Genomic DNA, 15,346 nt, shown 5'->3' with positions numbered 1-15,346 from the left:
TCGAGCGGATCCGCTATGCTGAGTGGCTAGCTGTTCACCCCGGTTGCTACTCCCGTGACCCACGTCCTCGTCGAACATTTTCGCAAGCACCGGCTATTGGCGATCATCCGCACCGACTCGGCCCGCTGTGCCCTGGGCATTGGCCGGTCGATCATCGCCGGTGGTGTGCGGCTGGTGGAGGTCACCCTCGACACCCCCGGTGCCGAGCAGGTCGTGGGCGAGTTGCGCCTCTGTGGCGACGAGGTGCTGGTCGGCTGCGGCACCGTGCTCACCCCCGAGGCGGCGCGCCGGGCGATCGGCTGGGGTGCCCATTTTATCGTCAGCCCCCATACGGACGTGCGGATCATCGAGGTGGCGCGGGCAGCAGGGGTGCTGGCAATGAGCGGTGCCCTCACTCCCAACGAGATCGTCGCCGCCTACCAGGCAGGAGCAGACCTCATCAAGATCTTTCCGATCGCCCCGGTAGGCGGTCTTGCCTACCTGAACGCCCTGCGCGGTCCCTTTTCGGATCTGCCGCTGGTGCCCACAGGCGGCATCGGCGAGGCGGATTTTGCGGACTATCTGGGAGCGGGAGCCCTGGCGGTCGGGGTTGGCCACTCCCTCGCTCCTGAGCGCGAGGTGGCAAAGGGCCGCTGGAGTACGATCGCAAACCGGGCGAGCGAATGGCTCGTCCGGCTTGGCGACCAGAACCGTACTTCTGACGGGTGCCTGGCCGTCCCGGAGCACCGTTAAGATGTGATAAGCACTTTGCGGGGATCGACCGGCCATGCTCGGCAAGTTTTTCAAAAAGCCCGACGGCTCCCAGCAGGAGCGCGTCCCTCCCGGCCAGTACCTGACCAACGGCTTTCCGGAGATGACCTATGGCCGGACGCCGCAGATGGATACGTTCGTCTGGCGCTTCAACGTCTGGGGGCTGGCCAGAGAAAAAGTGTTTACCTGGGAAGAGTTTATGGCTCTGCCCAAGGCCGAATTTACCGCCGACTTTCACTGCGTCACCCGCTGGAGCAAGTTGGACGTGCAGTGGAAGGGCATCCGGGTGACGGACTTTTTGAAGCAGGTCGAGCTGGAGCCAGGAACAGAGCAGGTGATGGCCCACTGCTACGGCGGCTACACCACCAATATCCCGTTCGAGGATTTTGTGCGCGAGGACAACTTCTTCGCCTACGAACTTTTTGGTGAACCGCTGCCGCTCAAGCACGGCGGGCCGATGCGCCTGGTGGTGCCGCACCTGTACGCCTGGAAGAGCGCCAAGTGGATCAACGGCCTCGAATTTTTGCCGGAAGAAAAACTCGGCTTCTGGGAGTTGAACGGCTACCACCGCCGGGGCGAACCCTGGAGCGAAGAGCGCTACAGCGATTATTAGTCTTCCGGGCTCTCTTCATCCCACTGCTGCAGTTGCTGGCGGACCGTGCGGCGGGAGGACTGGCGGTACTGCCCCTCCAGGCGCGGTACGGCCACACCTTTGCGGCGGCGGGAGCCGCCGCGCTCGCGCAAGCTGGCCTCCGGCTCGCTCGTCTGTCGCCGCTGCTGGTCAAAAGCCAGCGCTTCGGCCACAAAGCTCCGGTAAATATCAAAGCGCGGCAACCCGGCAGCCCGCACCGCACAGCCCGGCTCGTCGCGGTGCAGGCAGTTGCGAAACTGGCAGTGGCCCAGGTAGGGCCGGAACTCCGGAAAACACACCGCCAGGTCCTCCGGGGCGACAGTGATTTCAAGCTGGCTGAAGCCCGGCGCGTCCGCCACCAGCGCCCTGGGGCTGAGGGCAAAAAGTTCGACGTGGCGGGTGGTGTGCCGGCCCCGGCCCAATCGAGCCGAGACATCGCCCACCCGCAGCGACAGACCAGGGTGCATCGCGTTGAGCAAGCTGGATTTGCCCGCCCCGGAAGGACCCGCCAGCACGTAGGTTCCGCCCAACTCTGCCAGCAATGGGCCGATCCCGGCACCGCTGCGGGCGCTCACCGGTCGAGCCGGGTAGCCCCAGCTTTCGATCGCCCGGACGATCGGTTCTATAACAGCGCTCGCCACTTCGTCGCCCTTGCTCAGGCAAACCAGAGCCGGCAGGTGTTCCGCCTCGACCTGCACGAGAAACCGGCTGAGCAAAGCCGGATCGTAGGGCGGTTCACTGAGAGAAAAGACGACTAGAACCCCAGAGCAGTTGGCGATCGGGGGCTTGGTCAGCTCAGACGTGCGCGGAGCCACCGCTGCGATCGCTCCCCGGCCACCCGGCCAATCGACTTCGACCACCTCGACGCGATCGCCGGTGAGCACAGTCCCGCCGGTCTTGCGCAGGCGGGCGCGGCGGGTACAGAGGAGCGTCAGGTCACTGCCGTCGAGGCGGACGCGGTAGAAGTTTGCTTCCTGGGCCAGAACCGTGCCAGAAAGCTGCATGACAGGCTTCAGTGAAAGAGGTTGCCGATACTGTCGATCAGCCCCTCAAGGCCCTCTTTTTTGGAGACCTTCTCGCCGCGCACCTTGGCAATCTTGGTGAGCAACTCGCGCTCGTCGGCGGAGAGTTTGGTCGGGATCGCGACCTTCAGTTGCAGATAGTGGTTGCCCCGGCGGTTCGGATTGCCGACGCGGGGCACGCCCCTGCCGTCGAGGGTGAGCACCGTCTCAGGCTGGGTGCCCGGCGGCACGACAACGGTGTGTGGGCCATCGACGGTCTCGACGGTCATCTCGGAGCCTAAGATTGCCTGCAAATAAGAAATCTGGGCGCTCGAATAGATGTCCTGGCCCTCGCGCCGGAAGATTGGGTGGTTGCGCACGCCGATATAGATGAACAGATCCCCCGGCGGGCCGCCGCGCTCGCCCGCGTCGCCTTCACTCTGGACGCGCAGCTTGGAGCCGCCATCGACACCGGCGGGGATGTTGATCTTGATGCTGGTCTGCTTTTGATTGCGACCGCGCCCGTCGCAGGTCGGACAGGGGTTTTCGATCACCTCGCCCCGGCCCATGCAGACAGGACAGGGCACCACCTGGGTAAACAGCCCAAAAGGCGTGCGGCGGGCCTGACGGATCTGGCCCTGGCCGCCGCAGTTGCGGCAGGTGGTGTGACCGGCTCCCGGCTTGGCTCCTGAACCCCGGCAGGTCTCGCAGGTAACCAGATGGGCAATATTGATCTCTTTTTCGCAACCAAAGACCGCCTCGGTAAATTCGAGCACCATGTCGTAGCGCAGATCGTCGCCACGGGTCGGGCCGCCGCTGCGACCACCGCGCCGTCCACCGGTGGCTCCGCCCGCGAAGCCGCCAAAGAAACTCTCAAAGATGTCGCTGATGTCGTTGAAACCGGCTCCAGCGAAATCCGGTCCGCCCTCCATGCCGTTGCCGCCGATACCAGCCTCACCAAAGCGGTCGTAGCGCGCCCGCTTCTCATCGTCGGAGAGCACCTCGTAGGCCCGCGAAATTTCCTTGAACATGTCTTCAGCCCCCGGATCTTTGTTGACATCGGGGTGGTACTGGCGGGCCAGCTTGCGGTAGGACCGCTTGATATCGTCCTTGGAGGCGTTGCGGTTGAGGTTGAGCGTCTCGTATAAATCTCTGGCCATCGTCTCGGATGGTCTCCGGCTGCTTAGTAAAACCTTACACTATCCAGTATCTCTATCTGGCGGAGGACTCGCAAGCGTCCTCCCCCGCCAGTCGTCCAAAGCGGCCAGGAGCTAGACTCCCATACCGAGCAGCCTTTGCTTTGCCTCCTTTTTTGTCTGGAGCACCTGATCGCCCAGTTCGAGGCACTGCTGTTCGCTAAAATGTTCAGCCACCCGTGGAAACAGTTCCCCCTCTTCCTCCTCGATATGGTGGGCCAGCGCTGCGCGCAACTGCGCGATCCGCTCACGGTAGAGAGGGGCAGTGGGCTGTAAAAAAGAAATGTCGTTGATCAGCCGCTTTACCTCGGCGTGCTCCTCGTAAGATTCGCGCACCAGATTAGCGGTACTGGCAAACTGGCCGACAGCGGGATAAAAAGCTTCCTCTTCACCGGCGGCGTGCAATGTCAGTTCCTGAGCAATCTGGGCGAAATATTGTTGCATCAGCCTCGGATTGTCAGTGGTTTCTATCTTGTCAAAAAGCGCTTCGACGGTTCTATGATCCTCGATCAACAGGTTGAGAACGTCCACGGTTGCTCCCTTGCAAATATGAATAACTCTGTTGAGGGCCATGCTCACCGAAGTACAACTAAACAAACTCCCTATTTAGACAGAAAAAGCGTCCCAACCCCCAGCCCTCTCCCCTCACCCCCAGCCCCTCTCCCACAAGGGGAGAGGGGAGGATGACAACTCTGAAACCGTCTTCACTTGGCCCTCCTGCAGCCCAGTTACAGTGAACCCCCCCTCGTATATTGCTATTGGTTCCAAGGTAGCGGTGAGGACTGTGCCCCCCCTTGCGGCTTTGACCGCGTGGAAGAGATTGTCCCCCGCTATCAAGGACCGGCAAAGCTGAACCGTATCGAGTGGCACTGACCACGTATCACGAGGCTAGACTTTTGCCGTCCTGCGGAACTTGCCTACCTCCTCTGAAGCTTCAACTGGAGACACTCATGCAGCGAGACGGTTCACAAAACGACTATCAGCTATTTGTCGGTATTGATGTGGCGGCACTCACTGTCACTGCCGCCTGGCTGCTCACCCACGCAAAGCCTACCGCTGCCATCACACTGCCCCAAACCCCCGAAGGACACTGCCAATTGGCCGAACGCTTACTCGCCGTCTGTCCCACCGCCGCTGAGGTGTTAGTGGTCATCGAAGCCACAGGCTCCTACTGGATGCGACTGGCCACATTTCTGGCGCTCAAAGGTTTTGCCGTCAGTGTGGTCAACCCCGCTCAGTCTCATTACTTTGCCAGGGCACTGCTCAAGCGTTCCAAAAGCGATGCGCTTGATGCCCAGACGCTTGCCCAACTCGCTGCCGCCCTGCAACCTGGTCTTTGGCAGCCGCCGCCTGAGATTTATTACCAACTCCAACAGCGCCTGCAGCATCGCGATGCCTTGCTGCAGCAACGCCAACAACTGCACAACCAGTTGCACGCTCTGCGGCAATTTCCGTTGGTGGTGGCGGCGGTACAAGCGAGTCTGGAGCAGTTGAGCCACACCTTCGATGAGCAGATTGCGCAGATGGAAGCTCAGCTAGAAGCGCTGCTCGCCCAAGACTCGCTTTGGCATCAAGCTGCAACCAAGCTGCGCACTATCAAAGGCATTGGGTCTGTCACCGCTGGGTGGGTGTTGGTGAGTACCCTCAACTTCGGCTGCTGTGCAACGGTGGAAGCGGCGGTGGCCTACGCGGGTCTCGCTCCCCGCTCCCACCGTAGCGGCACCAGCCTTCATAGACCAGAGCGCATCGGCCATGCAGGCAATGCCCGCTTACGCACGGCGCTGTATATGGCGAGCTTGAGTGCGATCCGCTGCAATCAGCAGATTAAAAGCTTTTACCAGCGGCTACGAGCAGCCGGTAAACCGGCAAAGGTAGCGCTTTGCGCTGCGGCTCGCAAACTCTTACACATTGCCTGGGCGGTTGTGAAAACAGACACGCCTTTCGATGCAGAGCACGGCAGGTTGGTTTGCTTGCAGTAGGGCGGAGGAAGAGAAGAAAGGAGGAGGCTGCTTGACTCTCAATACCGTATCTCTTCTCCTCTGCCCAGCGGGGGCAGGGGAGGAGAGCGGGGGGCAGGCCCCTTTTGGGGCCAGGTGGGGGTGTGGAGGGGTGGGGGACGGTTTTAGCAATACCCAAAAAAGCAAAAGAACAACCAACCCCCAAAAATCCGCTTCCCCCACTCCACCCAAAACCTGAAGCTTATTTTGCTTTATCTACTCTAGTAAAAAAATATCTGTTCGACCGTTGCAGAAGACTGCGATTTCTCCGCAAACAGTTTCGCTCTGCGACTTGATTTTACAGTCTCTTTTACAGAAAAACCAGATCATTCTCAGGTGTGAGGCAGCCCGGCATCGAAAGGGCAAGGATTGTTCTGTTCACAAAAAATCCAGATTAAATCGCAGCAGAAATCTCTGTTTCTAACAGGGGCCATTTTCTGTTGCTGACACAGATTGTTCATCGAGCGGGGGAAGAACGTGAAGGCAGTCGTATTTCATGGCATCGGCGACATTCGCCTCGACAGTGTTCCGGAGCCGAAGATTCTGCAGCCGACCGACGTCATCGTGCGTCTGACGGCAAGTGCGATCTGCGGCACCGATCTGCACATGATCCGGGGTACCTTCAGCGGAATGCAACCGGGGACGATTCTGGGCCACGAGGGCGTCGGGATCATCGAGGAGTTGGGTTCCGATGTGCGCAACTTGCAGTTGGGCGATCGGGTGGTGATCCCGTCTACGATCGCCTGCGGCTACTGCTCCTACTGCCGCTCGGGCTACTACGCCCAGTGCGACAACGCCAACCCCAACGGTCAGCAGGCGGGCACGGCCTTTTATGGCGGCCCCAAAGACACCGGCCCCTTCAACGGCCTGCAGGCGGAGTACGCCCGCATTCCCTACGCCAACGTCGGCCTGGTCAAATTGCCGGAACAGGTGAGCGACGACGAAGCGATCATGCTCTCCGACATTTTCCCGACCGCTTACTTTGGGGCCGAACTCGCTGAGATCGCCCCCGGCGACACGGTGGCCGTCTTTGGCTGCGGCCCGGTAGGCCAGTTTACGATCGCAAGCGCCCAGCTATTGGGAGCCGGACGGATCTTTGCCATCGACACGGTGCCCTCGCGCCTCGACATGGCCCGCGCCCAGGGGGCAGAGGTGATCGACTTTAACAAAGAAGACCCGGTGGAGACGCTGCAGCGGCTCACCGGCGGCATCGGCGTCGATCGCGCCATCGATGCGGTGGGCGTCGATGCGGTGCAGCCCCACTCCGGTCCCGCTGCCGCCCAGGCAAAGAAACTCTCAGACCAGTTTCGCGAGCAAGTCGAGCAGATCGCCCCTGAGACTCACCCCCAGGGCAGGCTCTGGCAGCCGGGCAACGCGCCCTCCCAGGTGCTCCTCTGGGCAGTCGAGGCGCTGGCCAAAGCTGGGACGCTCTCGATTATCGGCGTCTATCCACCGGCGGCGATGAACTTCCCGATCGGCAAGGCGATGAACAAGAACCTGACGATCCAGATGGGCAACTGCAATCACCGCAAGTACATCCCGAAGCTGGTCAATCTCGTGCGCAACGGCACAGTCACCCCCAGCCGGATTCTTACCCAGCGCGAACCGCTCACCTCGGTCCTCGACGCCTACAAGGCGTTCGATCAGCGCCAGCCGGGCTGGGTCAAAGTCGAACTGGTACCGGGCAGCTAGACAACTCTTTCATTCCGCGAGGACACCATGACCCAGGCACAGTCGAAGGCGCAGCAGCCGCCCCAAAAGCAGGAGCATCAACCCGGCAGCGAGGCGCAGATGACGCCCCAGCCGGTCTATGACAACGAGAACTACCACGGTGCCAACAAGCTGCTCAACAAGGTAGCGCTCATCACCGGCGGCGACAGCGGCATCGGGCGGGCCGTGGCAGTCTTCTTTGCCAAAGAAAAAGCCGATATCGCGATCGTCTACCTCGACGAGCACGAGGATGCCCAAAAGACAAAGCAACTTGTCGAGCAGCAGGGCCGCCGCTGTGTCACGATCGCAGGCGACATTGGCGACGAGGCGTTTTGCAAGCAGGCGGTCGAGCGCACAATCCAGGAATTTGGTCAGCTCAACATCCTGGTCAACAACGCCGCCGAGCAGCACCCTCAAGAAAGTATTGCAGATATTACATCCGAACAGCTGGAGCGCACCTTCCGGACGAACATCTTTGCCCAGTTCTACCTGGTCAAGGCCGCCCTGCCCCACCTCAAATCGGGCAGCGCGATCATCAATACCACCTCGGTGACCGCCTACAAGGGCAGCCCGAAGCTGCTCGACTACGCCACGACCAAAGGCGCGATCGTCGCCTTTACCCGCTCACTCTCCCAGGCCCTGATCGACAAGGGCATCCGCGTCAACGGCGTCGCCCCAGGACCGATCTGGACACCGCTGATTCCGGCTTCCTTCGGTCCCGAAAAGACGGCAAGCCACGGCAGCAACGCTCCGATGGAGCGGGCCGGTCAACCGGCGGAAGTCGCACCGAGCTACGTCTTTCTGGCCTCGGAAGACTCCTCTTACATCAGCGGCCAGATCCTGCATCCGAACGGCGGCGAGGTGGTCAACGGCTGAGGCTTCTCTCAGCCCGCCTCCGGCACTTCCAGCAACCGGGGGGCATTGGCTGTCCGATCTTCGATCGTCGTCGGCAGTTCTTGATGATAGACGCCGCTCGGGATGAGGCCACAGCCGCCGTAGCGGGCCATTACCCGCAGCTGGGCCAGTGCGTCTTCGCCGCAGTGGACCGGAGGAAGCGAGCGCCAAAATTGAAAGCCGCCCACCGAGCGCAATCGGGCGGTGTCGTAGAGGACGCAGCCGCCCACCCAGGCCACCCGGTAGCGGCGGCGATCCGCTGGCCCCAGTCCCAGCCGCCGCTGGAGGTGATAGAGGTTGGCGGCGTTGTGCAGGCGGTAGCGCTCCCACTCGGGGGTGTCGGGCCGGACGCTCTCGGGCTGCACCGGGCCGTCCCAGAAGCGGATCTGCTGTTCGTGGGGACGGACATCGGCCAGATAACTCAGGCCAATCACGGCGCTGCCGACAAAGCCGCAGTCCTCCTCCTTCAGCGTCCGCACCAGCGCACCCACCAGCCAGCTTTCGAGGATGAGATCGTCGTCGAGAAAAAGAACATACGGTGCCTGGGCTTGATCGAGCAGAAACTGGCGGTGCTCGGCCATACCCCGCCGGGGCAGGTGCTTGTGGGCCGCGATCCGGTGGCCGTGGATGCGCAGCACGGCAAGGGCGGTCTGGACTTCGGCGGCAGCCAGCGGATCGCCCTCTTCCGTCTGGTCGGAGACGATCAGATCAAAGTCTTTGAAACTCTGAGCGATCAGGCTGGTGAGCGTCACCGCCAGAGCAGCGGGACGGCAGTAGGTGGGGATCAAAATATCGACGGTGCTCATACTGGCTCAATTCGCGCACGGCGGTGAGAACTTGTTCGGGAGTGACCAGTTGCAGGCAGTGGTTGTGGCCTTCGGGGCAGAGACTTTTAAAACAAAATTTGCAAGGAACGTCGTGGGAGAGGACGCGGTGGGGCACTTCCCACGGGGTATGCTGCGGGTTGGTGAGCGCGTAGAGATCGACTACGGGCGTGCCGGTGGCAGCGGCGATGTGGACGGGGCCGGTGTTGTTGGCGACGAGGAGCGGGGCCATCGCAATCAGCGCCACCAGTTCTTCGAGGTCGAGCCGACCGGCGAGGGAAAAACTGGGAACGACCATTTTTGAGCGGATCTGCTCGATGAGGCCCGCTTCTTCGCGGTTGCCGGTAAAAAGCACCGTGTAGCCCTCCTCGGCCACCAGCCGCTCGGCGACGGCGGCAAAACCCTCCGGGGCGTAGCGCCTCGAAGGAGCGGTGGCACCGGGATGGATAACCAGCCAGGGCCGCCCGTCGCCGATACCCAGTTCAGCGAGCAGTTGCTGGACCTGCCGGTGGGCCTTCTCGCCTGCCCGCACCGACAGGCGCTCGTCGGGACTGTAAGCCCCGATCGTCGCCACCAGATCCAGTTGCCGCCGGACCTCGTGACGGATGCCCTGCGCCGGCTCCGGATCGAGTATCCAGTTGGTAAGAAGCTGGTAGGGATTTTCGTGGCAGTGGGCGAGGCGCAGGGGAATGCCTGCCAGGTAGCAGAGCATCGCCGACGGTAGCGGGTTCTGGCTGAAGACGGTAAAGATTGCCGCCGCGTCGAACTGGCGCTGACGCAGGTAGGCTGCCATCTCGTACTCGGGGCGGCTCGTGGCGCGGGGGGCGGTCGCCTTGAGCCAGGGCGCATCGTAGACGATCACCTCATCGACTTCGGGAATCAAACGCGCAATCTGGCCACCGGCGCTGGAAGTCAGCAGCGTCAGGCGGCGGTCCGGACGGCGAAGCGCCCGCAGAGCCGGGGTGCTCATCAGCACGTCCCCCATCGCATCGAGGCGCACGCAGAGAATATTCTGCGCCGCCGACCAGCCCGTAACTGGAGAAGCTTTCGGTTGCTTCTGGGACCAGGCCAGCTCCGCTTCGAGATCCGCTGCGCTGCAGCGGGCGGTGCCGCTGCGGGCGACCACCACCCCCGCCGCTTTCTGGGCCAGCCGGGCCGCCGCCTCTGCTTTTTCCCCGGCAGCGAGGGCGAGGGCGAGGGCGGCCACAAAAGTATCCCCGGCTCCGGTGGTATGGGCGTAGGGTGGGCCGTTCGGCCCCGGCTGGCTGGTGCTTTCGATGTGCCGGGCTGGTCCTTTCCGCTCCAGTAGGACCACCCCTTCGCGATCGAGCGAGACGATCACTGAACTGGCTCCCGTGCGCTCCAGTAGTTGCCCCCGGCAGGCTGTCACCGTTTCCAGGCGGCTTGCAGCGGTCTGCACATTGTCTAAAAGACCGAGCGCTTCCTCGTAGTTGGGCTTGACAGCGCTCACTCCAACCTTGCGATAACGGGTCAAATCGCGCGCATCGACCACCAGAGTGCGCGATGTACGCTGCTGCAATCCAGCCAGAGCAGCGATCACCGGATCGCCCAGAATGCCGTAGCGGTAGTCGGAGACGACCACCGCCCGGCAGCGCCCCCATTCGGCCTCCAGAAGCGCAAGCAGGTGCTGGACAGGCTCGGAGGGTAGGGCGGCAGTGCTGCCCCGGTCGAAGCGCGCCAGGATCTGGCCATCCGCCACCAGCCGGTGCTTGACGAGGGTCTCGCGACCGGCGACCGCCAGTAGGTGCGCCTGCACCCCGGCTTCGCCCAGAAGTTGGCGCAGTTGCCCGGCTGCTGCGTCCTCGCCGACTGCCGTAAGAAAGCACACCCTTGCCCCAAGGGCAGCCAGGTTGCAGGCGGTGTTTGCCGCCCCGCCCGGTGCGGCCTGTTCTTCGCAGACATCGACGATCGGAGCGGCACTTTCTGTACAGGTGCGCCTTGCGGTGCCGACGCTGTAGCGATCGAGGATCGCCTCACCGATCACGAGCACCGGCAGGTTCTCGAAGACCTGGACGTACCTGTGCATCTTTACTGTCCTCCTGGCGGACTGTTGCGCACGATGAAGCGGGCCGCATCGTTCAGATCGGCGGCCAGATAATCCGGCAGGCGTCGGGGACCGAGCACCCACTCGGTCTCGTGGCCGTTGACGAGCAGAACGGTTCGGCAACCGGCTCGCGAACCCGCCTCGACGTCGTGCAGGATATCCCCCACCAACCACGAGCGGCCCAGATCGACCGGTAACTCGCGGGCGGCCCGCAAGAGCAATCCCGGTCGGGGTTTGCGGCAGCGGCAGTGGCGGGCGTAGGGCAGCACACTCCCGGCGGGATGGTGGGGGCAGTAATAAAAACCGGCGAGGGGCGCACCGCACTGGGCCACGAGCGTGCGCAACCTGGCTTCGACACCGGCCAGAGCTGCCTCGCGAAAGTAGCCGTGGGCTACCCCTGACTGGTTGGTGACGACGATTAGAGGCCAGCCTGCCCCAGCCAACAGCCGCAGCCCCTCGCAGGCACCGGGCATCAGCCGGATGCGCTCCGGGGCGACGTTGTAGGGCACGTCCTCGATGAGCGTGCCGTCCTTGTCGAGAAAGACCGCCCCGACGGTACTCACGGCCAGGACGTTTCGCGCATCGGGAGCACGGTAATTTCGGGAATCACCGTCTCAGCGGGCAGGGTGAGCACGAAGCGGACCGTCTGAGCAACGTTCGCCGGATCTTGCAGCGTCGCAGTGTCGATGTCCGGGAAGCGGTCGAGTAGAAACGGCGTGCGCATCCCGCCGCTCACGACGGCGGTGACTTTGATACCGTGGCTGCGGCCCTCGACGTGCAGGGCGTGGCTGAAGCCCAGCAGGCCCCACTTGCTCGCGTGGTAGGCCGAAGCGTTGGCCCAGGCGCGCTTGGCGGCGGTGGAGACGATGTTGACGATCTGGCCATTGCCCTGGGCTTTCATCGCCGGCAGGACGTGGTGGGAGAGCAAAAAAGGACCGCGCAGGTTCACGTCCAGCACCCGGTCCCACTGCGCGCTGGTGAGTTCGTCCACCGCCAGGGTGTAGTCCGTCCCGGCGTTGTTGATCAAGATATCGATGCGACCGCGATCGGCCAGCAGTCCGGCAATCGCCGCCTCGACTTGGGCTTCGTCGGTGATATCGAGGGCGAGAGCCTGGGCGTTATAGTCCGCGAGGGAACCGGCCACCTGCCGGGCCGCCTCGGCGGCGATGTCGGCGACGATCACGGTCGCTCCCGCCTCCGCCAGATCGCGGCAGATCGCCTCGCCGAGGCCACGGGCACCGCCGGTGACAAGGGCAATTTTGCCGCTTAGAGATTGGGTGGCGATTGCAGTGCGAGTCAGTGCTTGCATAGAGTGCTCCTATTCAAAGGGAACGGCGATCCGGCGGCGCGGATGATCCCACAGGTGCAGCGCCGGTGTATCGGCGACGGGGATGGCAGCCGGTTGCATCCGCTGTTCGACGAGTTCGCACAGCAGATGAATGAGGACAATCTGCACTTCCTGGATGTGCTGGGTGTCGGTGGAGGGCACGACTGCGGCCAGATCGGCCAGATCGCGCAGGGGGCCACCGCTTCCTCCGAGCAAGGCAGCGGTGCTCAGCCCCCGCTCGCGGGCCCGCTCGAAGGCCCGCACCAGATTGAGCGAGCGGCCACTGGTGCTGATGCCAAAAAGCAGATCCCCCGGCTGGCCAAAAGCCTCGACCTGGCGGGCAAAGACCTGTTCGTAGCCGACATCGTTGGCCCAGGCGGTGAGAAAGGCACTGTCGGCGCTGAGGGCCAGTACCGGCAATCCAGCCCGACCAGGGCACTTAAAGCGACCGACGCACTCGGCGGCGAAGTGCTGGGCGTCGGCGGCGCTGCCACCGTTGCCGCAGACGAGCACCTTGCCCCCGCTCTTGAAGCAGGCGTGCAATTTTTCTGCCAGAACCAGCAGCGGTCGGGCCAGCCGCTGCCGGGATTGGCCCAAAGTTTCGATCGCCCCGGCAAAACTGGCGTCGATCGTACCCAGGGCCTGTCGGGCCTCCAGGGTGATCGGACCCGTTATCACCTGCTCGTAGAGATCGGCTATCGCCTCGCTCACTCGCCGCCAGCTAAACAGATCCGTCGCCCGGCTGGTGGCGCGGCGGCTCATCAGGGCGCGCAGTTGGGGATGGGCATACAGCCAGGCGACCCGATCGGCGAGGGCCACCGGATCGTTGGGAGCGACCAGATACCCGGTCTCGTTGTCGCGGACACTGAACTTGATGCCGCCGACGTTAGAACCGATTACCGGCGTACCGCAGGCCATCGCTTCCAGAGGGGTGATCCCAAAGGGTTCGTACCAGGGCGTGGTGAGAAACAGATCCGCCGCACTGTAGTAGTGGCGCAGCACCGCTCGCTCTCGCCGCCCGGTAAAGTGGACCGACTGAGCCACCTCCAGCTCGCGCGCCAGGTTCACCAGCCGGGCCAGTTCCGGCGAATGGGCCGGATCGGCCCGCTCGCTCTCGCCACCTACGATCACGAGCCGCGCCACCAGCCGGTGGTGGTGCTGCAGGTGGGCAAAGGCGCGGATCACCGTGTCGATGCCCTTGCGCGGTACCAGGCGGCCCAGGTGCAACAGCAACCGCTCGTCGCGCTCGTAGCCCAGGGCGGCGCGGGCCAGTTCCTTGCTCATCGGCGAAAATTCTGCCGGATCGAAGCCGCAGGGGATGAGCACGATCCGCTCCGGGTCCGCCCCGTAAAGACAGATGAGATCCTCCTCGTCCTGGGGGCATTCGGCGATCAGCCGGTCCGCCTCACCCACGATCCGCTCCTCGATTTCAAAGCGCACCTGGCTGAAGCGGTCCGCTTCGCCCTGGTGGTGGCGGCGCACCCGGCCCAGGGCGTGGAAGGTGACGACGAAGGGCAGGCCCAGCAGACGCTTGATATTCGCCGCCACCAGCGCCGACATCCAGAAGTGGGCGTGTACCAGCGCGTAGCGGTACTGGCGGCAGTAGCCCAGCACACCCGCCTCGAAGGCGTCCATCAGCGCCAGCAGGTCTTCTTTGGGTACCCAGGTGGCGGGACCGGCCTCGATATGGATCACCCGCACCTGCGGCTGCCACTCGACGATCTCGGGCAGTTGCGCACTGTCGCGGCGGGTGAAGACATCCACCGCGTAGCCGAGGGCCGCGAGGTGGCGGGCGGTCTGGGCGACGTAGACGTTCTGGCCGCCACTATCGACGCTGCCGGGGCTCGCCAGGGGCGAGGCGTGTTCGCTAATCAGAGCAATCCGTTTCATTTTCGTTGCCCGCTGAGTGGGGTTGGAGCCAGAAGGTGCTGCCAGTCGGCCACAAAGCGCTCGATCCCAAAGCGCGCCAGGGCAGCCTCGCGTCCAGCGGCACCGACGCGCCGGGCCTCCTCAGGATCGGCTAGAAGACGGCGCATCGCGACGATCAGCCGGTCGATGTCAGTATCGAGGTAGCCCGTCCGTCCGTTTTCGATCGCTGTCACCAGTTCGGTGGTGGCAAGGGCGACCACCGGCAGAGCGAGCAGCATCGCCTCGATCACCGCCAGGCCGAGGCTGGTGTAGCGGACCGGGTGAAAGAAAAAGCGGTAGCGGCAGGCAAAGGCCGCCAGGGCGCGGTGGTCGATCTCCCCCAGACCGCCCAGTTCCTCTGAACCCATGCCAACCAGATCCAGGGGGACGACCCGGCGCACCCGCTCGAAGATGTCTGCCCCCAACCGGCGGCCCCGGTGGGCCAGGCCGTTGAGCACCACCAGCCCCCGCTCCAGTTCACCGCTATAAACACTCTCCGGCGGCACGGCGACGCCGTGATCGATGATCCGGGTCGGGGTGCGCCCGCTGTCCCACATCAGGGCGTTAAACGGGGTGACATGGACCAGCACGACCCCCGGATCATCGACGGGATGGCGCGTATCGGTCGGGTGCTCCCTGGGCGGATCGTGTTCGAGGTAAAAGCGCGGCAGACGCCGCTGCGCTGCGCTCAACAGTTCGTACTGGTCCACCTCCCAGTTGCGGCGCGACTGAAAGAGAATGCCGTCGAAGCGGGTGTGGCGCACTTCTTTGGCATCGATCTCGATGAGCTGACCGGGCCAATCTTCTCGACTGGCCCGGCCACCGTATCCTTCCGGGCGGCCCGGACGGACGGGCAGCAGCCACTGGCAGGGCACGTGCGCCAGGTTATAAAGATAGCTGCCGTGGACGTGCCAGGTGAGAATGCGCATCGGATCGACCTCGATGGAGGACTTGCGCCTCTGGGATCATCTTCGGCAATTCGCCCGGCCAATACATCGGGCAACCGCCCAGCATCTTGAGGTGGACAGGCGGACGCCCTTGGG

14 protein-coding genes are annotated in these 15,346 nt (G+C 63.4%); 5 read left to right on the top strand and 9 right to left on the bottom strand.

Going from position 1 to position 15,346, the window contains the following annotated elements; translation table 11 throughout:
• Positions 1–54 precede the first annotated feature (54 nt).
• Together GKIL_RS04645 and GKIL_RS04640 are read left to right on the top strand one after the other, a co-directional pair.
• Positions 55–732: a bifunctional 4-hydroxy-2-oxoglutarate aldolase/2-dehydro-3-deoxy-phosphogluconate aldolase gene (locus GKIL_RS04645; RefSeq protein WP_023172264.1), complete on the top strand. Its 678-nt coding sequence runs from the start codon at positions 55–57 to the stop codon at positions 730–732.
• A gap of 34 nt (positions 733–766) precedes the next feature.
• On the top strand, positions 767–1,363 hold the full coding sequence (locus GKIL_RS04640; protein WP_023172263.1) for a sulfite oxidase-like oxidoreductase: 597 nt from the start codon (positions 767–769) through the stop codon (positions 1,361–1,363).
• Here the strand turns inward: GKIL_RS04640 and rsgA are convergent.
• The 3 genes from rsgA to GKIL_RS04625 all read right to left on the bottom strand — a co-directional run bounded on the left by rsgA (position 1,360) and on the right by GKIL_RS04625 (position 4,109).
• Positions 1,360–2,385: a ribosome small subunit-dependent GTPase A gene (gene rsgA, locus GKIL_RS04635; RefSeq protein ID WP_023172262.1), complete on the bottom strand. Its 1,026-nt coding sequence runs from the start codon at positions 2,383–2,385 to the stop codon at positions 1,360–1,362. The genes GKIL_RS04640 and rsgA overlap by 4 nt on opposite strands.
• Positions 2,386–2,393: 8 nt before the next feature.
• On the bottom strand, positions 2,394–3,542 hold the full coding sequence (dnaJ, locus tag GKIL_RS04630) for a molecular chaperone DnaJ (protein WP_023172261.1): 1,149 nt from the start codon (positions 3,540–3,542) through the stop codon (positions 2,394–2,396).
• 111 nt (positions 3,543–3,653) lie between these two features.
• Positions 3,654–4,109, bottom strand: a complete 456-nt coding sequence (locus GKIL_RS04625) for a hemerythrin domain-containing protein (RefSeq protein ID WP_041243727.1) — start codon at positions 4,107–4,109, stop codon at positions 3,654–3,656.
• Positions 4,110–4,528: 419 nt separating this feature from the next.
• On the opposite strand from GKIL_RS04625, the gene GKIL_RS04615 reads away from it, so the two are divergent.
• The 3 genes from GKIL_RS04615 (at position 4,529) to GKIL_RS04605 (ending at position 8,161) form a co-directional block, all read left to right on the top strand.
• The gene (locus GKIL_RS04615; protein ID WP_023171280.1) at positions 4,529–5,557 is read left to right on the top strand and encodes an IS110 family RNA-guided transposase; all 1,029 of its coding nucleotides are present in this window, start codon (positions 4,529–4,531) and stop codon (positions 5,555–5,557) included.
• Positions 5,558–6,052: 495 nt separating this feature from the next.
• Complete coding sequence (locus GKIL_RS04610; RefSeq protein ID WP_023172259.1) at positions 6,053–7,267, top strand: zinc-dependent alcohol dehydrogenase; 1,215 nt, start codon at positions 6,053–6,055, stop codon at positions 7,265–7,267.
• A 27-nt stretch (positions 7,268–7,294) separates the two neighbouring features.
• Positions 7,295–8,161, top strand: coding sequence for an SDR family oxidoreductase (locus tag GKIL_RS04605; RefSeq protein WP_023172258.1), 867 nt, complete (start codon positions 7,295–7,297; stop codon positions 8,159–8,161).
• 8 nt (positions 8,162–8,169) lie between these two features.
• On the opposite strand, the gene GKIL_RS04600 is transcribed toward GKIL_RS04605, so the two are convergent.
• The 6 genes from GKIL_RS04600 to GKIL_RS04575 are packed head-to-tail and all read right to left on the bottom strand — an operon-like array spanning position 8,170 to position 15,232.
• On the bottom strand, positions 8,170–8,985 hold the full coding sequence (locus tag GKIL_RS04600; RefSeq protein ID WP_041243725.1) for a glycosyltransferase family 2 protein: 816 nt from the start codon (positions 8,983–8,985) through the stop codon (positions 8,170–8,172).
• Positions 8,888–11,050, bottom strand: a complete 2,163-nt coding sequence (gene waaF / locus GKIL_RS24100; protein ID WP_023172254.1) for a lipopolysaccharide heptosyltransferase II — start codon at positions 11,048–11,050, stop codon at positions 8,888–8,890. Before waaF ends, GKIL_RS04600 begins: the two co-directional genes overlap by 98 nt.
• 2 nt (positions 11,051–11,052) lie before the next feature.
• Entirely contained in the window at positions 11,053–11,631 is a 579-nt protein-coding gene (locus GKIL_RS04590; protein WP_023172253.1) for a D-glycero-alpha-D-manno-heptose-1,7-bisphosphate 7-phosphatase, read from the bottom strand.
• Positions 11,628–12,377 carry an SDR family oxidoreductase gene (locus GKIL_RS04585; protein WP_023172252.1) on the bottom strand — a complete coding sequence of 250 codons (750 nt, stop codon included), beginning with the start codon at positions 12,375–12,377 and terminating at the stop codon, positions 11,628–11,630. Before GKIL_RS04585 ends, GKIL_RS04590 begins: the two co-directional genes overlap by 4 nt.
• Positions 12,378–12,386: 9 nt before the next feature.
• On the bottom strand, positions 12,387–14,285 hold the full coding sequence (locus GKIL_RS04580) for a glycosyltransferase (RefSeq protein ID WP_023172251.1): 1,899 nt from the start codon (positions 14,283–14,285) through the stop codon (positions 12,387–12,389).
• Positions 14,282–15,232 carry a glycosyltransferase gene (locus tag GKIL_RS04575; RefSeq protein WP_023172250.1) on the bottom strand — a complete coding sequence of 317 codons (951 nt, stop codon included), beginning with the start codon at positions 15,230–15,232 and terminating at the stop codon, positions 14,282–14,284. Before GKIL_RS04575 ends, GKIL_RS04580 begins: the two co-directional genes overlap by 4 nt.
• Between the last annotated feature and the right edge of the window lie 114 nt (positions 15,233–15,346).

The sequence above is a fragment of the Gloeobacter kilaueensis JS1 genome, assembly GCF_000484535.1.
Lineage (GTDB): Bacteria > Cyanobacteriota > Cyanobacteriia > Gloeobacterales > Gloeobacteraceae > Gloeobacter > Gloeobacter kilaueensis.
Note: the sequence above shows the minus strand (reverse complement) of the source record. Positions and strands in the feature narration are given on the sequence as shown.